Below are 26,675 nucleotides of genomic sequence, written 5' to 3'. Positions count from 1 at the left end.
GGCTACCATTTAAATAATGATAGAGTTGTAGTGTTAATGTTTATACTTTAAATAAATTAAGACCGTACATATAAAGGATATCGTTCTCTTTTATGCACGGTCTTTAAATTTATGTAATTTTTTCATTGATTTTACAACTTTTTTTTGAAATATTTTTGATTTTCAAAAAAAGAAAATCAGGAAAAATTAACTTTAAATGACATGATAATTATTTTAAATGTACATATTTACAGTATTTCTGATAAATTGTACTTTTAATGGCCATAAAATGGCAATTCATAAAATGTTCGTTACTTTGTTTTAGTTTGGTACAACTAAATTTAACTTAAAGGAGATATACAAGTTTGAATGATAAATTAAGCTCAAGTATGAAATTAGTGTACTATAATTTCCTTTTCATTAAGGAACATATTTGGTATTTAAAGGATAAAACTAAGCCGATATACTATAAATGTAGAGATTATCTGAATCTAATTTAGGAGGTATTGTGAGTGACTATTTTAACATCAAGACAGATTGAATTCGTACGATTGTTGATGCTGGAGAACGAATATAGGCCTATAAGATATTTTACAACTCCATTAAAGACATCAGACAAGACCTTGCAGAAAGATTTGAAAATAATTGAAAAGTATCTTGAAAAATTTGAAATAGAGCTTGATGCTAAGCCAGGCAGCGGTATCTTACTAAATAAATCTACAAAAAATCATAGACTTCTATTAAATGATTTGCAGTTTAAAGAAAGTGATGTTAAAAAATTCTCTATAAATGAGCGCAGATTTGAAATTATAAAGATTTTGCTCAGTGTTTCTAATATGGAGACATCAATTCAAAAACTTTCAGACAAGTATTATGTAAGCAAAGCAAGTATTGCAAACGATTTGAAATATGTAGAAGACTGGATAAATAAATTTGAGCTAACTTTGTGTAAAACCATATCTGGTACAAAGGTTGTAGGACAAGAAGTGAATATTAGAAAAGCAATTGCAGCATTGGTTCAAGACTATAGTAATACTGAAGATAAGAAAATCCAAATGCAGAAATTATCTTTCCGGCTGGACATTTCAACACTTAAGGGATTACAGGAATTATTTGATAATGAAAAAATTTTATATGTAAGTTCACTAATTGAGAACTTAGAAAAACAATATTCTTATCAGATGGGAGATCCATATTATATTAATTTGCTGTCGCATATTCTGATATCTCTAAAAAGAGGGGCAGAAGGTAAATTAATTGAAAATTTTACAATTGATAATTACCAACTAATTAAATCAGATAAATCCTACGAGGCAGCTCGATGGTTAGTTAGCCAGATAAATCAGTTTTATAACATCGAATTGCCAGAATCAGAAGTTTATTACGTATATCAATATTTTATAACCTCTGGATTTCAAGAGAAATTAGCAGAGTTTCAAATAGTAGATAAAGGCTTGTATAACAATAGCGCTAGTGATATTACCAAAAGCTTAATAAGCTATATGTGTTCGATTATAAATAAAGATTTGCTTATAGATGAAACAATTCTTGATGGATTAGTTCTTCATATAAGGCCGATGCTCAATCGCTTAAATTATAACATACAGATACGCAATCCACTTCTTTCAGAAATAATTGAACAATATAATGAATCTTTAAATATTTGTAAGGCAGCTGTGTTATTACTAGTCAATGAACGTAAGCTTAAGAATATAAGTTTAGACGAGATTGGGTATCTAACAATGTACTTTCAAGCAGCATTAGAGAGGACAACTCTAAAAAGAAGAATTATAGTTGTATGTCAAAGCGGATATGGAACATCTCAACTTCTTGTAACCAAGTTGAAAAAGGCCTTTCCTCAATGGGAAATTGTAGACGTGCTGTCAGCTCGAAAGCTAAAAGAAAGAGATATGAAAGATATAGACCTTGTTATATCTACTGTTCACTTAGATATCAGCGAAAAACCATATATATTAGTATCAGCATTCTTAAGTGAGAAGGATATAGATAATATCTCAAGGCTAATGAAAGAGGATACATTTATCAAAACTAACGATGATATAAGAATACATTTTATAAATGATATTCTCCAGGAAGGCTGTATTTTCTTTAATTATTCATCACAGAAAGTAATGAGTAGTTTATCAGATGGCAATACAACAAATTATAAATTTGAAGAGATTTGTTTTGGAGCTAATGTAAAGGTTTATATATGTTTTTGCTCTAATGAGAAAAGCATGATTCTATCATTGAATGATAAGGAAGATAACAAAAGGGAAATTTCCTTCTATCTGACTATGAATGATTCAAATCTCATACTAAATATTTTAACTGAAATCTATCATCTATACCAAAATGAACACAGTATGTATTATTTAAAAAGATGCAATAAAGTGCGAGATGTGAAAAATTATTTTGCTCTTAATAAAGGAGAAAGGGACGTGAAGACAATGGATTTAGCAGCAGTTATTAGAAGTGAGACTATTAAACTTGAGATGAATGCAAGAAACAAGGATGAAGCCATACGTGAACTAACTCAAATGTTATATGATGCTGATAAAATAGCAAACATGGAGGACTTCATTGAAGATGTTTATTATAGAGAAAAAATAGGGGTAACAGGCATTGGTAATGGATTTGCTATACCACATGGTAAATCAAAATTTGTAAAGAAAACTTGTTTAGCTATCGGCAGAACAAAATGTCCAATAGAATGGGATTCTCTTGATGACCAGCCAGTAAATTTCATTATTTTGTTCGCAGTGACTGATGAAGATAAAACTAGTAATCATATTAGATTACTTTCGCAGGTAGCAACAAAATTAGGTGACGATGAGATTTGCGAAAGATTAAAATTAGCTAATACATCAAATGAAATATACAATATTTTCGCAGGTAATGGCAATTAAAAGTTAACAAATTGAAATTAATTGGTTAATCATCTAACGCTTTAATGAGCTTACGCAAAGAATTAAAAATATAAATTTGGTATGGCTAAATAGAAAGGAGAAAAAATATGAAAATTGTTGGAATTGCAGCTTGTACTTCAGGAATAGCACACACATATATAGCAAAAGAAAAACTAGTTCGTGCAGCAACTGAGCTAGGACATAAGGCTCATATTGAAACACAAGGAACAATAGGAACAGAAGATGAATTAACTGAGGCCGAAATAAAAGAGGCTGATGTGGTGATAATAGCAGCCGACATAAAAGTCAGTGGTAGAGAAAGATTTGCTGGTAAAAAAATATATGATGTGCCTACTACTGTAGTAATTAAATCACCAAAGGGATTAATTAATAAAATTCAAAAAGACCTAGGACTGTAAATATTATTCAAATAAAACGTAATTCTATAATATTTTGTTAGGGGGAAAATCAATATGTTAAAGAATCTTCAACTAAAAAAACATGCATTAACTGGTATTTCTTTTATGCTTCCTTTAGTTGTGGCATCAGGTCTTTTAATCGCAATTGGTAACTTGGCTGGTGGAAATCCTTCTGTTATTTCCGATTACTCAGCATCCTACAGTGTTTGGCAGGCAGCAGTAAGCCTTGGTGTGTTTGGTATGCAGCTTCTACCTGGTGTTATGGGTGCTGCAATAGCTTATTCAATAGCTGACAGGCCTGGTATTGCACCTGGTTTATTGATGGGTATGATCGCTAACGCTATGCATGCTGGTTTCTTAGGTGGTATGCTAGGAGGTTATCTTGCAGGTTATTTTGTAAGTTATCTAAAGAAAAACCTTAAAGTGCCTAAATGGGCGCAAGGCCTTATGCCTATGATGATAATTCCTTTACTTTCTTCAATTGTTATTGGTCTAATAATGTTTTTCGTAATCGGTGCACCAATAGCTTCAGCTTCAAGAGCACTTGAAAGTTTACTTGTAAATATGAGTGGTGGATCAAAGGTTGTATTCGGAATGGTTATGGGTGCAATGGCAGCCTTTGACTTCGGAGGTCCAGTAAACAAAGTTGCATCATTATTTGCTGATGGCTTACTTGTAAATAAAATATATGGACCAGAAGCTATAAAGGTATGTGCTTCTATGATACCTCCATTTGGAGTAACATTATCATGGCTTATAAAGAGATCAAGATATAATAAGAGTGAATCTGACAATATAAAGATAGCTTTCCCAATGGGAATATGTATGATAACTGAGGGGGTAATTCCAATCGCAGCAGTTGATCCAATAAGAGTAATAGCTTCATGTTCTATAGGGGCAGCAGTTGGTGGAGCACTTATAATGTTGTTAAATGTAGGATCGCCTGTACCTTCTGGAGGAATGTTCATAGTACCTGCAATGCAAAATCCAATTGGTTTTCTAATAGCACTTGGAGTAGGATCTCTTGTGACAGCATTGTTGCTTGTATTCTTAAAGAAGGATGCAAAAGAAGATGCAATTGTTGTTGAAGAGGAAGAAGAGCTTGATCTAGATAGCATTAAAACTAATTAGGATACTTTGATATTGAACTAAAAGAGGTGAGTTAGCATGTATGTTTCTATGAAAGAAATGTTAGATAAAGCCAATAAAGAAAACTATGCGGTGATGGCGATAAATTGCTTTAATGTTGAGACAGCCAGAACTGTAATAGCAGCAGCAGAACTCGAGCAAGCACCAATTATAGTTAATCTTTATCAGGAGCATTTGATTAATCATTGCGATAGTGAGTTAATAACACCAATAGTAAAGACTTTAGCGGATAGAGCAAGTGTGAATGTTGCTTTAAATTTTGATCATGGTCAAGAGAAAGAATATTTAATAAAGGCACTGAATGATGGTTTTTCATCTGTAATGGTAGATGCTTCTAGATTTGATTTAGAAGGAAATATAAAAATGACCAAAGAAATAGCAGATTATGCGCATGCATTAGGCGCTAGTGTTGAAGGTGAGATAGGGTGTCTAGGTGCTACAGAAGGTGGAGAATTCTCTTCAGATGATATGTATACAAATCCACTTGAAGCAAAGAGATTTGTGGAAGAGACAGGGATAGATGCTTTAGCTATATCTGTAGGTACTTCCCATGGAAATTATCCTGACGGGATGGTTCCAAAATTTGATTTTGATAGATTGAAAACAATAAAGAAACTAACTAATATGCCACTTGTACTTCATGGTGGATCAGGTTCTGGTGAAGAAAATATAAAAGGTGCTGTAAAATACGGAATTAACAAGATAAATGTAGGTTGCGATTTTATGAATGCATGCCGTGATAGTGTAAAGTCGCAGCTAGAAGCAAATCCTGATATAAACTTTTATTCTTTAATTCACAGCATAGAAAAGGATAGCGTAAATCTAGTTAGGTATTATATAAGGTTAGCAGGATCTACAGGTAAAAATAAATAAAGGTGTACAAGTCTCATAAATAGAGATTTTTTTAACTATTAGGTAAAGCAAAAAAATTTCAAAATATAAAAGTTATTTAAAGGAGAGTATCAGTATGTTAATGAATATGAAAGAATTATTAGTAGTAGCACAAGAAAATGGTTTTGCTGTTCCAGCATTTAATACAAGCAGTTGCATGATTTTAAAGGGTGTAATGGAAGCATGTCATGAAAAGCAAGCACCTGTTATAATAGCGATACATCCAGATGAGTTATCTTTTGTAGAAGATAGTTTTGTTGCTAGTGTTGTTGAAGAAGCGAACAAGGCTGATTTCCCAGTAGTAATTCATCTTGATCACGGTGCAACCTTCGAGCAAGTAATGAGAGCTATAAGATGTGGTTTTACATCAGTAATGATTGATGCATCCCATATGTCTTTTGAAGAAAATATTGCAATCACAAGGAAAGTAATAGAAGCAGCACATCCAGTAAATGTATCTGTAGAAGCTGAACTTGGTACTATAGGTACTACTGGAAATGGAGGAGAGTATGGAGCTAGTAAGATAATATATACAGATCCAGAAATGGCAAAGGAGTTTGTTCAGAGGACTGGGGTTGATACTCTTGCAATAGCCATCGGAACAGCACATGGAATCTATCCTAAGAATATGAAACCAGAACTTAAATTAGATTTATTAAAGGTTTTAAGAGATACAGTAAATATACCACTAGTACTACATGGGGGATCATCAAACCCAGATGAAGAAATAGCTCAGTCTGTAAAGCTTGGGGTATCCAAGATAAATATATCAAGTGATATAAAAGAAGCATTTTATAGAAAATGCAGAGAAGTTTTAGAGGATGAAGGTATTCGTGAGCCAAATGCAATATATCCACCATGCATTGCTGCAATGAAGGAAGTTATTTATCATAAGATTGATTTGTTTAATGATGTAGATAAGGTTAGATGTTATCAATAACATAATATAATACTGTGTATGCTGGCGCCATCTGAATTAATATGAACCACTTAATACTTAAATTTATATTTTCAAAAACTCCTCTCAGAACCCAGAGGAGTTTTGAAAATAGATTTTGGATTGAAGTGGTTCATTGTTATATTGATGTACCACTTCGTAATAAAACTTATTATTTTTAAATTCTCTCACCAGAAGCCGTGAGAGTTTTAAAAATAAATTTCGGTTAGAAGTGATACATCTATACATATACTACGTCTTGTTTATAGCTACATGCTCAAATGAAATAGAAATAAAATCTTTTAAAGCATCAGAACTTTTTTTATTACTATCTACTATAAACTTAATATTAACTTTATCGAAGCCCTCTTCAAGATTATATACATGAAAGTTATGGGTATCTGGAAGAGAACTTTGGGGTAAAAGGCTTACTCCTAGTCCAGAAGATACTCCTCTAAGAATAGCTTCTAAGGTATCAAATGCAATAATGCTTGAAGGTTTTGCATGGTTATGTACAAACCACTTTATTAGAAGCTTATGATAGGGACAGAAGTTATCAGTATTTACTATTATTGGAGTTCTTATATTTTTAATGTCATCAATAGCAGAAGCAGATATTAGAACTATTTCTTCTGTAAAGTTAACTATTTCTTTAACTTGCTTAATTACACAGTTATCATATATAAATATGCCCTCAATATCCCCTTTTGTTAGCATATCTAAAAGAACCTCTTGCCTTTCTGTCTTTAAAGATAAAGCTACTGTAGGATTTTTTTTATGAAATAAATAAAACAAATTTGGTATTAAAAATGAAGAAATGGTCTGAGTAGCTCCAATGGTAAGCTTAGTATTTAAATTATTAGGCTTCTTAAAATCTTCGGTAGCTTCATCCACTAAATTAAGAATTTTATCAGCATACCGAAGAAGCTTCTCACCATCTAAAGTAAGAAGTGTGCCTTTATTGTTTCTTACAAATAATGAAGTATTCAATTCATTTTCAAGTACTTTAATTCTCATTGTAATATTGGATTGTGCGTATCCGAGCTTAAAGGCTGCTTTTGAAATAGATTTTTCGTTGGCGACCATTTGAAATATTCTTAAATCATTAATCTCCATGTTAGTGACCTTTCAAAGTTATCATAATATGTATTTAAATCTCTATATATTATCATTATTTTAAATAAATATAATAAATTTTATATTCATTTTATCATAACATTGATGTTTAATAATGTCATGTTCTAAAGATTATCGCTAAAAAACTGTATATCACTAAAAGTGATATCGGATATTATTAATAAGTATTATACTACTTATAAATCTGGAGTTAAACTAAAAGTGGAATAAGTAACGTATTTAGCTTTAGTCATTCGTTAAAACTAGAAATACTTATTTTAAAATATGGATAAACGATAAGGTGGGACTATAGATGATTGGAATGCAGTATAAGATTATATTACCAAGTGACTATGATATGGACATAATAAAAAATAGAGTAAAGAATAATGGTCATAAAACTGATGGCTTTGAAAGTTTAAAGTTTAAGCTATACCTAATAACAGAAAAAGGCACTAACAATAATTTCAGTAACAGCTATTGTCCGTTGTACCTTTGGAAGGATAGCAAAGGGATGAATAAGTTTTTATTTGACGGCTTTTACGATAATATCATTTCTTCCTTCGGATGGCAGCATGTAAATATTGGAATACCACTAACTGATACAACAAGTGACAATATAAAAGAAATTAAATATTTATTTGAAGTGGAAAGAGAAATAGAGGTTCGAGAAAGCTTGAAAGGTTTAAGCGATATAATAAAAGAAAATATGCCTAAAATTAATGGTGCAGAATACATTGTTATCTATAGTCCTGAAAAATGGAGATACAACATATTTTATTTTATAGATGATTTGAGTAAGGTAGAAGCAATAGATGGAGTAGTTTATAGCATACTTCATGTATCTCAAGGGAAATAAAATATTCATTTTTAAAGGAAGTCGTTTTGACTTCCTTTAATTTGTACTCTATTTAGAAGGTTAAATGTGTCTTAAGATTTTATATAGTTTTCTTAACTCCATTAAATCCATAACCCATAAAAGCAGTTATAATACATCCAATGCCCAATATAAGAATTAACAACCATATCCATTTAGGAGTTTTATTGCTTTTTTGAAACTTATTGTTCTTTAAAAAAGAATAATAATCAGTACAGGCAGCCCATAAACCATTAAAAACACACCATATGCCCAAGATTATTCGAGCAACTATACCAACATAATATACATCAGTAATTCTATCAATTACGGAAAGTGGTGCAATTAATATTATAGAAAATAGCAGTATCATAGGAATATTAATAAGAAGATATAATTTTCTAAACTTTGATTGTTCCATTACAAACCCTCCACCCATTTTAAATTATATGACATGTTAATAGTTATTATAATATTATTTCAATGTACGCTATAGAGCTAATCAAATATGTACCTTTAATAATATTTATAAGGTTAAATTATAAGATCATGTTTTAGAATATTGTTGAAATTAATTGGTTATGCAGGAGATGCTATATGAGCGAGCAACTAGAATTAAATGATTTTTTCAGATGGAATGGCGTTAAAAAACTGTACTGTTCGAACATAGTGAGTTTACAGTTTTAGCCATGAAATATGAAAAAATCATATTAATTCTTTGCGTAAGCTCATTTAAGCATCGGATGAATAACCAATTAATTTCAACACGGTTCTTTAACAGTACCAGTTTAATTATAATAAACCTTGGTTGTGGAATATACAGGTAAATGTTATAATTATTTGGATTATATATAAGGAGTGATACTATGATAATTTGGGGATGGGGTAAGGTAACCAGAAAGTTTATTGGTGGCGTTTTTGAACGTACCTGCAATTATTGTAACCAGACCAACGTTTGGAGACTATGCATTGCAACAACATGGTTTACCTTGTTTTTTATACCTATAATACCATATAAGAAAAAATATCAAATTGCTTGTCCGAGTTGTGGAAGTTATGTGGAGCTAACAAGAGAGCAATTTGAAAAATTAAAGGTTGAAATGCAGGATGCTGTTAGTGGTAAAGCTGCAATTGAGACCATTGATGAAGGTTTAAAATATTCAGGTAAAACTGAAACTCAGATAAATTACCTAAAGCAAATGGAAGAATACAATAAGATGAAAACTGATAGTGAGTAATTTTTGTGGCTGTCATACAGTGAATTAGTTTAATTCATGTATGACAGCTACTTTAAGTTTTCTACTAGATACATAAAATTCATTTATTAATAACCTTATGCTTTATGATAATAGAAATTAGGGTGTTTCTACAGTAGACACTATATGAGTGAGCTATTAGAATTAAATGATTTTTTGAAATGGAGTAGCATTTAAAAATCACTAATGCGTTCCTCATTAGTGATTTTTTGTGCATCTGCCTTTTCTGAACGTATGTGAAGAAATTCTGGCAGGCAATATAATTTTTCACTCTTTACTCTTTGAATCGACACAATATTAGATTGCTTTTATTTAAATTAAGATATAAAAAATTTATTAAAAGTATAATAACTAAAGAGTAAAACTGTATTGTCCGAACGTAGTGAGTTATACAGTTTTAGCTATGTAATTGAAGAAAATCATATTAATTCTTTGCGAAACTCATTGAAGTGTCGGATGGAGAGACACCCTAATTTTTACACGTACTAAATACATCTATTAATAATTATTAATATTTAATATATTTTTATTTTATATTTACCAATTATTATAAATATATAGGCTGCAGATAATAGAGTACCGATAAGTAGGTGGTGTATTCATATGTCTGCTAAATAGTATGAAATAAAAAAGGGGATAGAGAGTATGTGGATCAAAAACTTTAGACATAAAAAGCTGCAGGCATCACTTATGTTTCTGATAATGATGTTATGTTCTTTGCTAATGAGTGCTTCAATTAGCATACTAATATCATTAAATACACCCTTTAAGGAGTTTGCAAAAGAGTGTAATTCTGCCACGGCTATAGTGTATCCATATTCTAAAACGGATAAGGAAGTCACTGCTTTAGGAGAACAATTTACTAAGCTTTCAAAGCTTGAAAGAGTTGAATATTCCAGAGTTCATTATATTACTGAGGAGTTAACTTTTAACGATAAAAAGATAGAAGGTTTTTTAAAACTTACTGAGTATAAGGAGTCAGTTTTTGGAAATGTTCACTTCCTTCAAGGAGATAAAAACACAGTAAGTGAGTTAAAGGATGATGAATGTATAATTCCAGCCTGTGTAAGTAATCAAGATAATATCAAGGTTGGGGATAAGATAAAAATAAAGCTTCCTACTGGAGATGTTTTTTATAAGGTAAAGGGGATATACTCAGAAATCTATGAAATGTTAACCTCCTATGATAGTGATATATTGATCAAAAAATTGCCGGAAGGAATGAACAATTATCTGAACCTTAAGCTTTATGGAAGAGCTGGAGTTACTGGAGCAGAACTTGAAGAGGAGTATAGGGATAAAAATGATGGGCAAATGAGTGGAATGATGGTAACTTTAGAAGACACTATTAATAATAATCAAATAGCAGGTAATGTAATTGGAGCAGTTTTTCTTGCAATAGGTGTTATCATGCTAGTTGTTAGTTGTATAATTATTAATTTTATGATACAAAATCTGATGATTACGGACGCTAAAGTAATTGCTATATATAAGACTATGGGGTATAACTCTAGCGATATTTTGAGTATGTATCTAAAGTTTTATTTTTTAATAACTTCTGTAGCTTGTATATTAGGAGGTGTAGCTTCTGCTAGCATATCAAATATTATCTTAAGTTCAGTATTTAAGAATATGGGAAAAGTGGTCACTAATAGTGTAGTTATCCCTGGAGCTATTTGTTATGCAATAATAGTAACTCTAGTAATAAGTATAATATATAGAATCTTAAGCAAGACAAAGAAGGTTAAGCCGGTTTATGCCTTAAATGGGATGACAAATTCCAGTACAAAAAAGAAAAAATCTTATAAAGGCAATTTAAAACTTCAGTTCTCAGCTATAGGAATTGCCTTACGAGGGGTAATAAGAAATAGAAAAAACGCCATTGTAATACTAATAACTTCTATTGTGACAATATTTGGTATAAATTTTGGAGTAATATCTCTGGATGTGGCAAATACCATGAAGGATAACAATGACTATTGGCTTGGTGTAGACAAATGCGATGTTATGATTAACATAACAGATAGTAGTAATAATGGAAAAGTTGAAGATATTATAAAAAATGATTCAAGAGTAGACTATTATTTAAATAGCAATATTGCTACTGAGGTAACTATGAAATGGAGGAAGGGAATGAAGTCTACAGCTATGAAAACCTTTGTTTATGATGATTATTCACAAACAAAGTTACCTGTAATAGAAGGACGAAATCCTGAAACTTCAGAAGAGATTGCTATTGGAAGCAAAGTAGCAAAAGATCTTAATAAGACTGTAGGAGATTATATTGAGATATTTTTAGGTGGAGAAAAAAGAGTAAATTTACTTATAACAGGGATATTTCAAACTTATTATGGTATGGGAGATAGCTGTAGAGTAACCACATCACTATATAAGGACAATATGTATGATTTCCATTACAACTACTTTTCAATCTATTTAAAGGATAAAAAGCAAAGGGACTATTTTATAGAGGATATGAAGAAGAAGGTAGGCGGAAATGGAAATATAACTGCTAGGACAGAAGCCTTCAGTAGTATTATGGACATGATTGTAACTCCTCAACAGGGAGCTATTCCTCCTGTAGTTGCGCTGGTGCTTTTAGTAGGTGGTATTAATATTTTTAGCATAGTAATTTTAAGAAATACAAGTAATGAAAAAACAAATGGTATTTACAAGTGCATTGGATATTCAACTTGGCATCTAATATGCTCAAATCTATTTTATGTGGGGATGCTTGCGATAATTTCTATAATAATTGCAGTGCCTATGATTATTATCCTTTATCCAAATATTATGAAACTATGTTTGTCTATGTTTGGCTTTATAAAATATCCTGTAACCTATAACTATTTTCATATAGCCTTGGCAAATATAGCAGTGCTTATAGCTTTTATAATAAGTACACTTATATCTTCACGTTCTCTTAAAAAGGTAAACGTCAGGGATTTGGTACAGGAGTAAAGGTGGTAATCAATTTTAGATATGATCAATAACTTGGTTTAAATTAAGTGGTTGTACCGGAGATACTAAACACTTAATTTAAACACAATACTTGAACTAGTAAAGGAGTTGTGAGTTTATGAAAGATGTTATTATAAAAACAGAGCTATTGTGTAAGAGTTTTATAAGTGATGGTGAAGTAAATAACGTAATTAAAAATTTGGATTTAGAGATTTATGAAGGTGATTTTACTGTAATTATGGGAAGCTCTGGTTCAGGAAAATCTACGCTACTTTATAATTTGAGTGGAATGGATGACGTGACCACTGGGAAGGTTTATTTTGAAGGAACAGATATTACAAGAATGAAAGAAAAAGAAATCTCAAAGCTTCGAAAAGAGAGATTAGGTTTTGTATTTCAAGGAATTAATTTAATTCCTAATCTTAATGTATACGAAAATATTTTAAGTCCAACCTATAAGACAAAAGCTGAACGTAGAGAAATAGAGGGGAAGATAGATTCCTTATTAGAAAAAATGGAACTTACTTCTCATCGAAAGAAATTTCCAAATCAGATGTCTGGTGGACAAAAACAAAGAGCGGCTATATGTAGAGCTTTGATTAATAATCCTAAAATACTTTTTGCAGATGAACCAACTGGAGCTCTTAATTCTTCTCAGGGAGAAAATGTTCTAGATATATTTACAAATATTAACAATGAAGGGCAGTCTGTAGTAATGGTGACTCACGATCTAAAGGCTGCTTTAAGAGGCAATCGTATTATTTATCTTAAGGATGGGCGTATAGATGGTGAACTAAACTTAGAACAGTATGATAAAAGGGCAACTTCAGAAAGAGAAGAGGTATTATATAAGTTCCTGAAAGAAAAAGGCTGGTAGAACTTGTAAGAGTAGTTAATCTAAGATATAATTTTCGTAGACATAGCAATACAGATTAAAATTTATATAGTTTTAAATTCTTATGATTTTATAATTTAATATTTATATAAATATATAGTGATAATGCGGATTTAAAAGAAGCTGTATATTGTTAAGTTAATTTAGATTATCAAGTTTAGTTCGTTAATATACTGTAATCACATAAATTATTGTTTTAAAATGGGGTGCAAAATGGGGCATAAGATACTGATAGTAGAGGATGAAAAAGAATTAGCTGATATTTTAGGTGCATATTTGGAAGTGGAAGGCTTTGAACCTGTAGTGACTCATGATGGACAAGAGGGGTTAAAAGAATTTTATGAAAAAATGCCAAGCCTCGTACTTTTAGATATAATGCTGCCAAAGGTAGATGGAATAAGTGTATGTAAAGAGATAAGAGAAAAATCAGAAGTGCCTATTATAATGATTTCTGCTAAAAGTGGAGAAATGGATAAAGTAATAGCCCTTGGAATTGGCGCTGACGACTATGTAACAAAGCCTTTTAGTCCATTGGAGTTAGTAGCAAGAGTAAAGGCACAGCTTAGAAGATATGAGAAAATAAAAGTTGTTCACCCTATTCATAATAATGAAGTGAGGATAGGGGAATTAATACTCAATAAATCCTCTTATTCAGCAATGGTTAAAGGAGAACAATTGAATCTAACAACTAAAGAATTTGATATGCTATTCTTTTTTGCTAAAAACCCCAATCAGGTTTTTTCAAAGGAGCAAATATATGAAGGAGTATGGGGCTATAACGGTATTTGTGATGATAATAGTATAACCGTATATGTAAATAGAATTAGAGAGAAATTAGGAAAATATGATTTAGAATATATAAAAACAGTATGGGGAGCAGGATATAAATTCATTGCATAAAAGATAGGCTCAGTTAAAGTACTGTGTTGAAACTTAGCAAGGGGAGTTTTCTATGAATAATATTCTTTATAAAAGAAATATCATAACGACTGCTATTATAGTAGTCGTTCTTTTTGCATCACTTATCTTAAGCATCTATAGATTTTTAAATATGGATTTTAAGATATATGATAATGATATAAGGATGACAGTTTCAAAGCAGAAAAGTGAAATAGAAAAAGAAATATACAATAATGGTAGTTATCCGTATATTGTTTTTGGACTAGATGGAAGGGTGCTATATAATGGTGGTGCTTTTGAATATAAGGTTGGAGAACTGCTAAATACTCAAGAGATGCTTCAAACTGATAAGAGCTTTAGTATTAAAAATAAACATGAGATAAAAGAAAGTTTTGTACTAGAGCAGCAGGGAAAAGTAAATGGATTTGTAGTTTTCTTAATACCTGAAAATGATGTTTTAATCGAATCAAATTTAGCTAGAGTAATAAATGTATTTCTTCCAGTTATCCTTGGTATTTTTATAAGCACTGCAATAGTAGTAGTTAGGAGTTTGTACTTTAGTAGAAGAATTTTAACTCCCTTAAAAGAAATTAGTAGTTCTACTAAAGGAATCATTGCTGGTAATTATGATTTAGAAGTTATTAGAACCTATGAAAAGCAAATAGGAGAAAATGAAGTAGGCGATCTTACCTATTCTTTTGAACTTATGAGAGATGAATTAAAAGCAAAACAGATAAGGGAAGAAGTTCTTAAGAAATCCCAACAAGAGCTTATCTCCTGTATTTCTCATGATCTTAAGACTCCAATATCTACAATTAAAGCTTACAGCGAAGGATTAAGGGATGGTATAGCTAGAACCCCTAAGGCTCAAGAGGATTATGTAAATATAATCATAGGTAAGACGGATTTACTTATTGAAATGATAAATGAGCTACTAGAGTACTCAAATGCTGAGCTCAATCAGCTTGACATAAACATGAAAGAGGTTTATTTCTATGACTATTTCATTCCTGTAATGAAAGAGTTTGAGATTTACGTAAAGCAGAAGAATATTGATTTTTCCTTCGAAGTAAACATTATGGACATGTTAGTAAGTATCGATAAGAGACGGATTACAGAGGTTCTATATAATCTAGTGGAAAACAGTATAAAGTATATGAGAGATGGTAGTGGAAGCATCGTTATTGAGGCAGAGAGACAGAATGAAAAAGTGCTTATAAAGGTGAAGGATAACGGTATTGGCATAAGTCCGGATGATATACCTTATGTTTTTGATAAATTTTATAGAGCGGAAAAATCAAGGAGCTCAAGTATACCAGGTTCAGGTCTAGGGTTATCTATATGCAAATACATAATTGAGGAGCATGGTGGTGAGATATATTGTATAAGTAGGCATAACAAAGGATGCGAAATAGGATTTACACTAAAATGAAGATGTGCATTTATAAAATCTAAAGTGAATTAATAATAAAGTTATACAGATAATAGACTATATAAATAATATTTGTTGGAGTAAAAGGAGTATAAATTAACATGGAATACTTATTAGATACAAATGTTATAATAGGACTTTGGAAGCAGTATCCTTTTGTTATTGATAAACTCATAGAGGAAAAAAAGCTTAGAATCTCAAGAGAAGTAAGTGAGGAACTTGTTGTAAAAGAGATGCGTTTATATAAAGGTCAACAGGTATTATCAGATAGATTTTGCAAACTAATATTTTTTATTATAGAAACAGATATTACTGAGATTAATAAATTCTACTCAACCTTAGACATAAAGAATACTAAGAAGGGTAATACCTATGTTGATAATAAAAACAAATTATCACAAAATGATCTATCACTATTATATACCTGTTATTTAAATAGTAATTTGATCTTAGTAACTGAGGATAAGTATTTGTTCAATGCCGCAATAGGAATTATAGGAGAAGATAGAGTGATTACATTAAATAAATTAGTTGAACAAATTGCTATCGTTTTGTAATTGAAAAATTTTCCTGGAAGTGTTATGGTAATATTGACATATTTCCAACAAAAGGAGAATTATTATGAATGATAATATTACAGTTGAACTAAAAAACCTTTGTATGAGCTATGGCTACAAAGAGGTTTTAAAAGGAATAAATTTAGAGGTACATAAGGGTGAGATTATAGGTTATATAGGAACCAATGGAGCTGGAAAGAGTACTACAATAAAAATAATCTTAGGCATCGTTGAAGGTTATACAGGAGAGGTAAAAGTATTAGGACAAGATATTTCAAAAGATAGGCTTGAATATAAAAGAAAAATAGGGTATGTTCCTGAAATAGCTGAAATATATGACAATCTTACCGCAAGAGAGTATCTTACTTTTATCGGGGAGTTATACGGAATGTCCTATGAAAAGGCTGATAGTAAAGCTGAAAGATTGATGGACATATTTGGTATAAGAGATTCTTATGATTCTAGAGTGAACTCTTATTCTAAAGGAATGAAGCAGAAGGTGTTACTGATTTCAAGTATGCTTCACAATCCAGAAATATTATTTTTAGACGAGCCACTTAGTGGTTTAGATGCAAACAGTGTGATGGTTGTGAAGGAAATTCTATCTCATCTTGCAAAGCAAGGAAAAACTATCTTTTATTCTTCTCATATAATGGATGTTGTTGAGAAGATAAGTAATAGAATAATACTTCTTAATAATGGTCAGATTGTTGCTGATGGTAGCTTTGAACAGCTAAAGGAAAATTCTAAAGAGGGTTCCTTAGAACAAATCTTTAATCAGATTACTGGGTTCAATGGTTATGAGGCTATTGCAGAAGAATTTGTATCAATAGTTGAAGAGGTGTAGTCCTATGAAAGATTTTAAATTTTTAAAGTTTTTGGATAGATTTAAAGCTTTATTTGAGAAATTAGGCGTAGATTATAAAGCTATGAGGAAAATTCTACAGATCAAATTGATAATGGATGGAAGAAGAGTGCCTACTGTTTTTTCGAATAATAATAAGAAAGATGATGAAACTAGCAGTAATAAATTCTTTAAATCTTTAGGAATTTATCTTTTAATGGGACTCATACTGATACCTTTTGTAATAATGGACACTAATTACATCTATCAAATGAGTTTTGTATTTGTCATAATTACCTTCTTTATAATGACTTCTTTGATTTCTGATTTTTCTTCAGTGCTTTTGGATATTAAAGATAAGAGCATAGTGGGCACAAAGCCTGTTAATCTTAAAACCTTAAGGTTAGCAAAAACCATTCATGTTTCACTTTATATGTTCTATATAACTGCTGCTTTGGTTGGACCGGCGCTTTTAATTAGCTTATATAAACAGGGAATTATATTCTTTCTTATATTCTTAAGTTTAATAATTCTAATTGATATGCTCATAATTGTTTTGACTTCTTTGGTTTATTTCTTAGTTTTAAGGTTTTTTGACGGAGAAAAATTAAAAGATATAATAAACTATATCCAAATAGCCTTAACCATGGTGCTTATGATAGGCTATCAACTGCTTGGAAGATTATTTAGTATAGTGGATTTGAAGATTCAATTTGTGCCAAAGTGGTGGCAATATTTTATAATACCAATTTGGTTCTCAGCGCCTTTTCAGATGCTGAAAAAATCAGAAATAAATAACACATTTATAATATTTACTATTATGGCAATAGTAATTCCAATCATTGCTATGGCAATATATATAATGACTATGCCTGCTTTTGAAAAGAACCTTCAAAAACTAAATAATAATTCTGAGAATGGTAAAAGAAAGAATAAAAAACAACATCAGCTACTTTCGCTACTTCTTTGTAGAAGTAAAGAAGAGAGGGTATTTTTTAGATTTGCTTCTGATATGATGAAAAATGAAAGAGAATTTAAGCTAAAAGTATATCCTACTTTAGGATTCTCTATAATATTTCCATTCATATTCTTATTCCAACAGATAGGTTTTTCAAGCTTTAAGGAAGTGGCGGAAGGAAGATCTTATTTTTATATATACTTTTGTGGAATGATGCTTCCAACTGTGATGATGATGATAAAGTATTCTGAAAGATATAAAGGAGCGTGGATTTATAAAGCCGTGCCTATAAATAGTTTTGTACCGGTATTTAAAGGGGCAATAAAGGCATATATAGCAAAATTATTTTTACCTTTATTCTTGCTGGATACTATAATTTTTGTGCTTATTTTTGGAATAAGAATATTGCCTGATATGCTCATAGTGCTTTTAAATACAATGATTTTTAACATATTATGCTTTGCTGCAAATAAAAAGACACTGCCTTTTTCTGAAGCTTTTGGAAGTACTAAAGAAAATGGTATGTTAAATTTAGTGTTAGCTTTAGGATTGGCAGTTTTAGCAGGAATTCATTTTCTGAGTACCAATATAAATTACGGTGTGTATGTATATATTGTTTTGGCAGCTATAGCTAACTTATTACTTTGGAAATATGCTTTTAAGATCGCACCTGATAAAATTAACCAAAACTAAAGGCATTCTAATCTGATACAATCAAAACCCCAAAGAAAAATAACTCTATAGCATAAGAGAAAATTCTTTGGGGTTTTTAGGGAAATAAATAATTAGATTAGATAACTTAAATAGAACTGAGTATGAATATAATCAGAAATAAAGCCATATACATAGAGTTGGTAAAAGACTTGCTGATATTACTGAAGCTTTTGCATTAAGCAGTCTATGTCTTACATTAAAATTATATAAAATAATGGAGGAAGAGATAGAAAATGTTTAAATTGATGATAGCAGATGATGAGGCAAGAATAAGAAGAGGAATTAGAAAGGCAATTGCATGGGAACAACTTGATATAGAAGTTGTTGGAGAGGCAGAAGATGGAGAAATGGCTTTAAGTTTAGCACAAAAGATATGTCCAGATATAATCCTTTTAGATATATGCATGCCTTTCTTAAATGGTTTAGAGCTCATTACTAAATTAAAAGCTTCTGATAAAGAATGTATGATTATAATTATTACAGGACATGATGAGTTTGAGTATATGCAGAAGGCTATAAAGCTTAAGATCTTTGATTATATTTTGAAACCTGTAAATAAAGAAAGTCTTAAAGATGCTATCATTAGAGCAATTGAAGAGTTAAATAAAGTAAGAGATAAGAAAAATTATTTAGACTGGGTTAACAAACAGTTTGATAGCAATATAAATGCTTTAAGACATAGCTTTGTAAATAGCTGGTTAAGTGGAAATATGCCCTTCGAAGCTGTAGTTAATGAATTGAAATTTCTTAAGATAAATATAGATAATAATGTTGGAATAGTGATAATAAAGGTTTTGGATAGATTTAATACTGAAATAGTATCAAAAAAGTGGGATAATAGACTTCTGAGCTTTGCAATATTAAATATATGCTATGAGATTCTAGGAGATTTTGAACCTATATTTAATTATGTTGATAATGCTGACAATATTATGATAGTTTTCAAAATAGACAATCCTTACGAATGGGTAAGCATTGGTACAATCATAGAAGAAAAAATATTAAAGTACCTTAAGGTTAATATTCTTCTGGAACAGAGGAAGATTTCAAACGGTATTGTTGGAATTAAACAAGCCTATAAATCTGTAGTAAACGTTGTCAACGAAAAGGCAATGCTTAAGCCTGTAGTGCTTTTAGCTATAAAATATATAGAAGGTAATTATTTTTCTAATGATCTAAGTCTGGAAGTTGTTGCAGAGCAATTTAATGCAAATCCATCCTATTTAAGCAGAATTATAAAACAAGAAACTGGGGCTTCATTCATTGATTATTTAACCAATTTAAGAATCAAAAAAGCAATATTTATAATGGATGACCCAACTATAAAGATTTATCAAGTAGCTGAGATGGTAGGCTATAGTAATCAGCATTATTTTTGCAAAGCTTTTAAGAAGGTAATGGGAATCTCTCCAACTGAATATAGGGGAGGAAGTGGAATTGGAATTGGATAGAAAAATAGTAATACCTAAAAAAATAATCATGATATTAATTTTTATAATTATATTATGTTTTATTTCTGTTTTAGTAGGAAGAACAAAGAAATCTGAAGGGGTAGAGTTTGTAATAGGGATGTCTCAAGCAAATTTAACTGAACCTTGGAGAATATCAATGAATGAGGAAATAATAAATGAAGCTAAAAAATACAGTAATTTAAAGATAATTTATAAGGATGCTGGAGGCGATTCAGAAAGACAGAAAAAAGATATAAAAGAGCTTTCAGATTATGGGGTTGATTTATTAATAGTTGCAATAGATGATTCAAAAAAGCTTACACCTTTAGTATCAGAAACTTACAAACGAATCCCTGTTATTGTTTTAGATAGGCCTTTGGAGAGTGCAGACTATACTTTATATATTGGACCAGACAATGAATCAATAGGTATACAAGCTGGTAAACTTGTTGCAGATCTAATTGGTAATAAACAAGGTAAAGTTATAGAGGTACAAGGTATGCTTAATTCACCTCCTGTGATTGAAAGAAATAAGGGGTTCAAAGAAGTATTAAAAGATCATAAAAATATAGAAATTTCCAGGACTGTAATAGGTGAATGGCAAAGAGATGAAACTGAAGATAAGGTTTCTGAAATACTTTCAGAAGAAAAAGATATTGATGTTATATTTGCTCACAATGATTACATGGCACTTGGTGCGTATAGAGCAGCTTATAAATTAGGGCTTAAAAATATTAAAGTTATCGGTGTAGATGGACTGCTAGGGGCCAATGGTGGTCTTGACTTAGTGGATAAAGGGATCCTTCAGGGTACCTTTACTTGTGAGACTGGAGGTAAAGATGCTGTAAAATACGCTATTGAGATATTGAACAAAAAACAAAATATCCCCAAAGAAATTATACTCGGCAGTGATAAGATAACAAAAGAAAACTTAGATAAATATCTTAGTAATATGGAGTTTTTGAATTAAGAAAGCACTAAGTCCCATCTGAAAAAATCATTTAATTCTAATAGCTCGCTCATATAGCATCTCCTGCATAACCACTTAATTTCAATAATATTTTAAACATGATTATATCATAAAGACCAAGCATTTATGAGAAAAGTTCTCTATTTATGCAGGGTCTTTGATTTTATGGAGTTTTTTACTTCTTAATAAAATATATGATTTCAAAGTAGGCTAAATCTAGATATTTCAATTACTTCGCTAGATTTTTATGCTTACAGCAATAACAAACTTGTTCACCAGTAAGCTTCCTCATATGCATACAGAAAGTCAGATGCGTAAAAAATTCACTAAAGAAAGTCGCTACATAAACTTCTTTATTCAGTACAAATAGTATACAAAATTACTGATTAATGCAAATACAAAAAATGGGAGACGTTATATAATTAGCTTGTAAATGATTACAAAGTAATGGGGGAATAGTTATGAAATTAAAAAAATTAGTAGCACTAGCATTAACTTTAGCTTTGACAGCAACAGTAGCAATTGGTTGTGGAAGCTCAAGTACAAATAATTCAGGTGGAGACAAAAGTGCAAATACAACTAGCAAAAAATTAGTTTTGGGATTTTCACAAATAGGTGCAGAAAGTGGATGGAGAACTGCTGAAACCAATTCAATAAAGGAAATACCTAATCTTGACTCAAATGTTGAACTTAAATTTTCAGATGCTCAGCAAAAGCAAGAGAACCAGATAAAGGCTTTAAGATCCTTTATAGCTCAAAAAGTTGACGTAATTGCTTTAGCACCAGTAGTTGAAACAGGTTGGGATACTGTTTTTAAAGAAGCAAAAGATGCAAAGATTCCAATTATATTGGTTGATAGAGGTGTTAAGGTTAGTGATGATTCCTTATATTCAACTTTTATAGGTTCAGACTTCATTACAGAAGGTAAGAGTGCAGGTAAAATATTGACTGACAAGTATGGTAAGGATGCAAAGTTAAATATAGTTGAGCTTCAAGGAACTGTAGGAGCAAGTGCTGCAAATGACAGACAAAAAGGTTTTGCAGATTACATTAAGGACTACCCAGGATATAAGGTTATAAAATCTCAATCTGGTGATTTTAGCCGTGCTAAAGGTAAAGAAGTAATGGAAGCTTTCTTAAAGTCAGAAGGTAAAAATATTCAAGCTGTTTATGCACACAATGATGATATGGCAATGGGAGCTATTCAAGCTATAGAAGAATATGGACTTAAACCAGGCGTAGACATTGCAATAGTTTCTATAGATGGTATTAAGGATGCTTTCCAAGCAGTAGCAGATGGAAAGAGTACAGGAGTTGTTGAGTGTAATCCGCTTCTAGGGCCTCAAATATTACAAGCTGCAAAAGACTTAGCTGCAGGTAAGACAGTAGATAAATGGATAAAATCCAATGAAGGTGTTTTTGTAGGCGATCAAGCAAAGAAAGAACTTCCAAATAGAAAGTATTAAGTAAGAAGTAGATAAAAATGCCCCCCTTGAAATTGAGGGTAGTTCCAGAGGATACTTTGGTGAATTAAGAGGAATTAACAATATTTACAGCAATTTAAAGTGTAGTTAATTCTAATTGATAAGCTGGCTAGTATTGTGATGTGAACACCTCAATTTCAATAATATATAGATAATTACAGCGTTTTGTATAAGTGGACTGATATACTTTGAAAAATTGTAAGTTAATAAATTTAATTTTATATCCTGGTATCTTTCGTAGATATATGAAAAAGATTCTATATTAACTATTTTAAAGGAGGGGAGACATATGGCAGAAGATGGTGTAGTTCTAAGTATGAAGGGAATAAGTAAATCCTTTCCTGGAGTTAAAGCTCTTTCAGAGGTTGATTTTCAGCTTAGGAAGGGCGAGATTCATGCACTGATGGGTGAAAATGGTGCTGGTAAATCTACACTAATTAAGGTTCTTACAGGAGTTTATGAGATAGATGAAGGAAGTATAAATTTAAATGGTAATGATATTAAGATTACATCAACTTATGATGCACAGCAGCAGGGAATAAGTACTGTTTATCAGGAAATCAATCTCTGTCCTAATCTAACTGTAGAAGAAAATATTTATATTGGTAGGCAGCCTATGAAGGCAGGTAGTATTAATTGGAAGGAAATAAATAAAAATGCAGAAAAGTTGTTAAGCGAAAGACTTAACCTAAATATAGATGTTAAAAGAATACTCTCATCTTATTCGGTGGCAGTTCAACAAATGATTGCAATAGCCAGGGCGGTGGATATATCAAGGGGAATTCTTATACTTGATGAACCTACCTCGAGCCTTGACAACAGTGAAGTTGAGAGACTATTTAGTATTATGAGAAAGTTAAAGAATGAAGGAATGTCTATTATATTTGTTACACATTTTTTAGACCAGGTATATGGTATATCAGATAGAATAACTGTACTTAGAAACGGTCACATGGTGGGAAGTTATGATGCGGATAAGCTTTCTAGACTTGAGCTTGTATCTAAAATGATCGGCAAAAATATAGATGAAGTTAAGGCGCTGAATAGTTCAAATAGAAAGGAAGAGAAAAAGTTTGCTGATGGTAATTTAATTAGTACCTCTGCCTTTGGACGTGTTGGAAGCATAGAACCTTTTAATATTGAGATTAAAAGGGGAGAAGTTCTAGGACTTGCTGGACTTTTAGGAGCAGGTAGAAGTGAATGTGCAAGGTTAATATTTGGAATAGACAAGGCTGATCATGGAAACATAAAAATAAGAGGAAAGGACTATTCCTATATATATCCTCAAAGAGCTATTGAAGAAGGTTTTGGTTTTTGTCCAGAGGACAGAAAGGTTGAAGGAATAGTTGCTCAGCTCACTATACGGGAAAATATAATTTTAGCCCTTCAATCAAAACGTGGAGTTTTCAAATACATTCCAATGAAACAGCAGCAGGAAATTGCACAGAAATATATTGACATGTTAGGCATAAAGACACCAAGTATGGAACAAAGGATTGATAATCTTAGTGGCGGAAATCAGCAAAAGGTTATTTTAGCTAGGTGGCTTGCAACAAATCCAGAGTTATTAATACTAGATGAACCAACAAGAGGAATTGATGTTGGTGCTAAGAGTGAAATAATGAAGCTTGTGCTTGATTTAGCTAATGAGGGAGTAACTATAATATTTATATCTTCAGAGCTTTCTGAAATAATAAAATGCTGTGATAGAATATTGATTTTAAGAGACAGAAATATTATAGGGGAACTAAAAGGAGAAGAATTAGAAGAAGCCAATATAATGACAACCATAGCAAGAGGAGGAATAAGCGGTGGAGAAGTTTAAATATAGTATTCTATTGAAAAAGATCTATCATTCTTCTATTTTTTGGCCATTAGTATGCCTTATAGGAATTCTTCTTTTTAATTTAATAATGAGACCTGGATTTCTTGGCTTAGAAGTAAAAGATGGACATCTGTTTGGAAGTCTTGTTGATATATTGAATAGAGCTACACCATTAATTCTCTTGTCTCTTGGAATGACAATAGTTATTGCAACACAAGGCATAGACATCTCTGTAGGATCTATAATTGCAATAAGCGGAGCAGTTGCAGCTACAATAATAGTTTATAGTGGCAATACTTTTCTTGCTATTGTAGTAGGAATTGCCGCTGGTTTAATTTGCGGAATGTGGAATGGATTACTTGTTTCCTATATAGGGGTTCAGCCAATGGTAGGTACCCTTATACTATATATCGTAGGAAGAGGTATTGCTCAATTAATAACTAAGGGACAGATACTAACCTTTACGAACAAGTCTTTTACTTTTATAGGTACAGGGTATTTGTTCATTCCCGTGTCAGTTTATATTACCATAGCAGTGATTTTAATTATATATCTGCTTATGAGAAGAACTGCCTTAGGTCTATTTGTAGAAGCTGTAGGTGTTAATAGCACCTCTAGCAGGTATTCAGGTATAAATGCTAAAAAAGTAAAGTTTATTCTTTATGTAATCACAGGAGTACTAGCAGGTCTTGCAGGGATAATTATATGTTCAAATATAAAGAGTGCTGATGCCAATAATGCAGGACTTTGGATGGAACTTGACGCTATATTAGCTACGGTTATTGGAGGCACTTCAATGAATGGTGGAAGATTTTATCTAGGTGGAACTGTAGTTGGAGCACTTTTTATACAGACTTTGACTACTACAATCTACAGTATGGGAGTGCCACCTGAAACAACTCTTGTTGTGAAGGCAATAGTAGTTATAGTAGTATGTCTTATTCAAAATGAAGAGTTTAGAAAGCTAATTTTGAAATTTACTGGCAGTAAGGGAAGGAGGCTAAAGACATATGAAAATGAAAGCTGTTAATTTAGCAAGGTTAAAACCAAACCAAGGAAATGCCCCTATTTATGCAACCATAGCATTGTTTATCTTGCTTTTTGTAGTTGGTGGTATAAAGTATGATAATTTCTTTAGTGTCCAAGTATTTTCAAATCTTTTGATTGATAATTCATATTTAATTGCACTAACCATTGGAGAGACCTTTACAATCTTGACAGGAGGAATAGATCTTTCTGTAGGTGCAATGGTTGCCTTTGTAAGCATGATCACTGGGTCTCTGCTTCAAAAGGGAGTTAATCCAATTATAGTAATGATATTTGTCTTATTTGTTGGAATAGTTATAGGAACTACTCAAGGATATTTAATTCAGAGGTTTAAGCTTCATCCTTGGATCATAACTTTAGCTGGTATGTTCTTTGCCAGAGGTGCAGCTTATCTAATAAGTGTAGATTCAATAAGCATAAACAATCCTATGTTTTCTAATATCGCTTCATTTAGAATACATCTTGGACAAAATGCTTTCGTTTCTATAAATGTTATTGTGAGTTTACTTTTGGTGGTTGCTGCAATATATATATTAAAGTACACCAAGTTTGGAAGAAATATATATGCTATAGGAGGAAGTGAAAATTCTGCTATTCTTATGGGACTTCCTGTAGCTAAAACAAAGATTCTAGTATACACTTTCTCAGGTTTTTGCTCGGCTCTTGGTGGTTTATTGTATACTATTTACACTTCTTCAGGCTATGGACTCAATTGCAATGGAACTGAGATGGATGCAATTGCTGCCAGTGTTATTGGAGGTGTAATCTTAACTGGAGGCTTTGGTTCTGCCATAGGTCCACTGTTTGGGGTTTTGACCACTGGAGTAATTCAAAATCTTATAATTTTTGATGGTACCTTAAATTCTTGGTGGACTAAAATAGCTGTTGGAATGCTGCTATTCATATTTATAGCACTTCAAAGGTTTATAGTGTTAAGGAACGAGAAAAGAAAAACAGTTGTTACGTGAAAATAGTAATCGGGCTTATTTTAAAGAGTAGGCCTGATTTTTTTGGTTATAGATAAGCATAGGATTTTAAAACTAGGGTTGTTAATGCACTATGTTGAAATTAAATGGTTAGTCATATGATGCTTTAATGAGCTTACGCAAAGAATTAATATGATAT

The 26,675-nt window shown here is 31.3% G+C and carries 22 protein-coding genes; 20 read left to right on the top strand and 2 right to left on the bottom strand.

The features are described from left to right. Positions 1-491 precede the first annotated feature (491 nt). The 5 genes from J3477_RS02180 (at position 492) to J3477_RS02160 (ending at position 6,287) form a co-directional block, all read left to right on the top strand. Positions 492-2,888, top strand: coding sequence for a BglG family transcription antiterminator (locus tag J3477_RS02180; protein WP_206867915.1), 2,397 nt, complete (start codon positions 492-494; stop codon positions 2,886-2,888). 107 nt (positions 2,889-2,995) lie between these two features. Continuing rightward, positions 2,996-3,307: a PTS fructose transporter subunit IIB gene (locus J3477_RS02175; RefSeq protein ID WP_206867914.1), complete on the top strand. Its 312-nt coding sequence runs from the start codon at positions 2,996-2,998 to the stop codon at positions 3,305-3,307. 54 nt (positions 3,308-3,361) lie between these two features. Beyond that, positions 3,362-4,438, top strand: a complete 1,077-nt coding sequence (locus J3477_RS02170) for a PTS fructose transporter subunit IIC (RefSeq protein ID WP_206867913.1) — start codon at positions 3,362-3,364, stop codon at positions 4,436-4,438. Positions 4,439-4,474: 36 nt separating this feature from the next. Next, entirely contained in the window at positions 4,475-5,329 is an 855-nt protein-coding gene (locus J3477_RS02165) for a class II fructose-bisphosphate aldolase (RefSeq protein WP_206867912.1), read from the top strand. A gap of 94 nt (positions 5,330-5,423) precedes the next feature. Further along, on the top strand, positions 5,424-6,287 hold the full coding sequence (locus J3477_RS02160) for a ketose-bisphosphate aldolase (protein ID WP_206867911.1): 864 nt from the start codon (positions 5,424-5,426) through the stop codon (positions 6,285-6,287). Between the two features lie 249 nt (positions 6,288-6,536). Here the strand turns inward: J3477_RS02160 and J3477_RS02155 are convergent, their stop codons facing one another. Continuing rightward, on the bottom strand, positions 6,537-7,400 hold the full coding sequence (locus tag J3477_RS02155; protein WP_206867910.1) for a LysR family transcriptional regulator: 864 nt from the start codon (positions 7,398-7,400) through the stop codon (positions 6,537-6,539). Between the two features lie 313 nt (positions 7,401-7,713). Here J3477_RS02155 and J3477_RS02150 point away from each other — a divergent pair, with 313 nt between their 5' ends. Beyond that, a complete protein-coding gene (locus tag J3477_RS02150) occupies positions 7,714-8,259 on the top strand; it encodes a DUF4865 family protein (RefSeq protein WP_206867909.1) in 546 nt (181 codons plus the stop codon). A 79-nt stretch (positions 8,260-8,338) separates the two neighbouring features. Here the strand turns inward: J3477_RS02150 and J3477_RS02145 are convergent, their stop codons facing one another. Then, positions 8,339-8,677: a hypothetical protein gene (locus tag J3477_RS02145; protein ID WP_206867908.1), complete on the bottom strand. Its 339-nt coding sequence runs from the start codon at positions 8,675-8,677 to the stop codon at positions 8,339-8,341. 445 nt (positions 8,678-9,122) lie between these two features. Between J3477_RS02145 and J3477_RS02140 the strand changes: the two genes are divergently transcribed. From J3477_RS02140 to yjfF, 14 genes are all read left to right on the top strand, one after another. Next, positions 9,123-9,494, top strand: a complete 372-nt coding sequence (locus tag J3477_RS02140) for a zinc-ribbon domain-containing protein (protein WP_206867907.1) — start codon at positions 9,123-9,125, stop codon at positions 9,492-9,494. A 663-nt stretch (positions 9,495-10,157) separates the two neighbouring features. Further along, entirely contained in the window at positions 10,158-12,473 is a 2,316-nt protein-coding gene (locus J3477_RS02135) for an ABC transporter permease (RefSeq protein WP_206867906.1), read from the top strand. A 118-nt stretch (positions 12,474-12,591) separates the two neighbouring features. Beyond that, entirely contained in the window at positions 12,592-13,350 is a 759-nt protein-coding gene (locus tag J3477_RS02130; RefSeq protein ID WP_206867905.1) for an ABC transporter ATP-binding protein, read from the top strand. A 231-nt stretch (positions 13,351-13,581) separates the two neighbouring features. Beyond that, complete coding sequence (locus J3477_RS02125; RefSeq protein ID WP_206867904.1) at positions 13,582-14,268, top strand: response regulator transcription factor; 687 nt, start codon at positions 13,582-13,584, stop codon at positions 14,266-14,268. Positions 14,269-14,320: 52 nt separating this feature from the next. After that, positions 14,321-15,700: a sensor histidine kinase gene (locus J3477_RS02120; RefSeq protein WP_206867903.1), complete on the top strand. Its 1,380-nt coding sequence runs from the start codon at positions 14,321-14,323 to the stop codon at positions 15,698-15,700. 101 nt (positions 15,701-15,801) lie between these two features. Next, positions 15,802-16,257, top strand: a complete 456-nt coding sequence (locus tag J3477_RS02115) for a PIN domain-containing protein (RefSeq protein ID WP_206867902.1) — start codon at positions 15,802-15,804, stop codon at positions 16,255-16,257. Positions 16,258-16,321: 64 nt separating this feature from the next. Then, the gene (locus J3477_RS02110) at positions 16,322-17,104 is read left to right on the top strand and encodes an ABC transporter ATP-binding protein (protein WP_261851992.1); all 783 of its coding nucleotides are present in this window, start codon (positions 16,322-16,324) and stop codon (positions 17,102-17,104) included. Between the two features lie 4 nt (positions 17,105-17,108). Then, entirely contained in the window at positions 17,109-18,752 is a 1,644-nt protein-coding gene (locus J3477_RS02105; protein ID WP_206867901.1) for a hypothetical protein, read from the top strand. A gap of 254 nt (positions 18,753-19,006) precedes the next feature. After that, a complete protein-coding gene (locus tag J3477_RS02100; RefSeq protein WP_206867900.1) occupies positions 19,007-20,224 on the top strand; it encodes a response regulator transcription factor in 1,218 nt (405 codons plus the stop codon). After that, complete coding sequence (locus tag J3477_RS02095; protein ID WP_371876561.1) at positions 20,211-21,194, top strand: substrate-binding domain-containing protein; 984 nt, start codon at positions 20,211-20,213, stop codon at positions 21,192-21,194. The genes J3477_RS02100 and J3477_RS02095 overlap by 14 nt, the downstream gene beginning before the upstream one ends. Positions 21,195-21,655: 461 nt before the next feature. Further along, positions 21,656-22,660 (top strand): ABC transporter substrate-binding protein, encoded by a 1,005-nt coding sequence (locus J3477_RS02090; RefSeq protein WP_206867899.1) that lies wholly within the window; start codon positions 21,656-21,658, stop codon positions 22,658-22,660. 307 nt (positions 22,661-22,967) lie between these two features. Then, positions 22,968-24,503 carry a sugar ABC transporter ATP-binding protein gene (locus J3477_RS02085; RefSeq protein WP_206867898.1) on the top strand — a complete coding sequence of 512 codons (1,536 nt, stop codon included), beginning with the start codon at positions 22,968-22,970 and terminating at the stop codon, positions 24,501-24,503. Next, the gene (locus tag J3477_RS02080) at positions 24,490-25,533 is read left to right on the top strand and encodes an ABC transporter permease (protein WP_228731184.1); all 1,044 of its coding nucleotides are present in this window, start codon (positions 24,490-24,492) and stop codon (positions 25,531-25,533) included. Before J3477_RS02085 ends, J3477_RS02080 begins: the two co-directional genes overlap by 14 nt. Beyond that, positions 25,514-26,518, top strand: coding sequence for a galactofuranose ABC transporter, permease protein YjfF (gene yjfF / locus J3477_RS02075; RefSeq protein WP_206867897.1), 1,005 nt, complete (start codon positions 25,514-25,516; stop codon positions 26,516-26,518). Before J3477_RS02080 ends, yjfF begins: the two co-directional genes overlap by 20 nt. Positions 26,519-26,675: the final 157 nt, after the last annotated feature.

It is taken from the genome of Clostridium zeae, from assembly GCF_017312485.1.
GTDB lineage: Bacteria > Bacillota > Clostridia > Clostridiales > Clostridiaceae > Clostridium_AR > Clostridium_AR zeae.
The sequence above is the reverse complement of the archived record's forward strand: the minus strand, read 5'-3'. Positions and strand labels throughout refer to the sequence as shown.

Excerpts from the sequence above, each read along its gene's own strand:
- J3477_RS02175 (WP_206867914.1), top strand. The coding sequence starts at position 2,996 with ATGAAAATTGTTGGAATTGCAGCTTGTACTTCAGGAATAGCACACACA.
- J3477_RS02170 (WP_206867913.1), top strand. The coding sequence starts at position 3,362 with ATGTTAAAGAATCTTCAACTAAAAAAACATGCATTAACTGGTATTTCT.
- J3477_RS02165 (WP_206867912.1), top strand. The coding sequence starts at position 4,475 with ATGTATGTTTCTATGAAAGAAATGTTAGATAAAGCCAATAAAGAAAAC.
- J3477_RS02160 (WP_206867911.1), top strand. The coding sequence starts at position 5,424 with ATGTTAATGAATATGAAAGAATTATTAGTAGTAGCACAAGAAAATGGT.
- J3477_RS02155 (WP_206867910.1), bottom strand. The coding sequence starts at position 7,400 with ATGGAGATTAATGATTTAAGAATATTTCAAATGGTCGCCAACGAAAAA.
- J3477_RS02150 (WP_206867909.1), top strand. The coding sequence starts at position 7,714 with ATGATTGGAATGCAGTATAAGATTATATTACCAAGTGACTATGATATG.
- J3477_RS02145 (WP_206867908.1), bottom strand. The coding sequence starts at position 8,677 with ATGGAACAATCAAAGTTTAGAAAATTATATCTTCTTATTAATATTCCT.
- J3477_RS02140 (WP_206867907.1), top strand. The coding sequence starts at position 9,123 with ATGATAATTTGGGGATGGGGTAAGGTAACCAGAAAGTTTATTGGTGGC.
- J3477_RS02135 (WP_206867906.1), top strand. The coding sequence starts at position 10,158 with ATGTGGATCAAAAACTTTAGACATAAAAAGCTGCAGGCATCACTTATG.
- J3477_RS02130 (WP_206867905.1), top strand. The coding sequence starts at position 12,592 with ATGAAAGATGTTATTATAAAAACAGAGCTATTGTGTAAGAGTTTTATA.
- J3477_RS02125 (WP_206867904.1), top strand. The coding sequence starts at position 13,582 with ATGGGGCATAAGATACTGATAGTAGAGGATGAAAAAGAATTAGCTGAT.
- J3477_RS02120 (WP_206867903.1), top strand. The coding sequence starts at position 14,321 with ATGAATAATATTCTTTATAAAAGAAATATCATAACGACTGCTATTATA.
- J3477_RS02115 (WP_206867902.1), top strand. The coding sequence starts at position 15,802 with ATGGAATACTTATTAGATACAAATGTTATAATAGGACTTTGGAAGCAG.
- J3477_RS02110 (WP_261851992.1), top strand. The coding sequence starts at position 16,322 with ATGAATGATAATATTACAGTTGAACTAAAAAACCTTTGTATGAGCTAT.
- J3477_RS02105 (WP_206867901.1), top strand. The coding sequence starts at position 17,109 with ATGAAAGATTTTAAATTTTTAAAGTTTTTGGATAGATTTAAAGCTTTA.
- J3477_RS02100 (WP_206867900.1), top strand. The coding sequence starts at position 19,007 with ATGTTTAAATTGATGATAGCAGATGATGAGGCAAGAATAAGAAGAGGA.
- J3477_RS02090 (WP_206867899.1), top strand. The coding sequence starts at position 21,656 with ATGAAATTAAAAAAATTAGTAGCACTAGCATTAACTTTAGCTTTGACA.
- J3477_RS02085 (WP_206867898.1), top strand. The coding sequence starts at position 22,968 with ATGGCAGAAGATGGTGTAGTTCTAAGTATGAAGGGAATAAGTAAATCC.
- yjfF (WP_206867897.1), top strand. The coding sequence starts at position 25,514 with ATGAAAATGAAAGCTGTTAATTTAGCAAGGTTAAAACCAAACCAAGGA.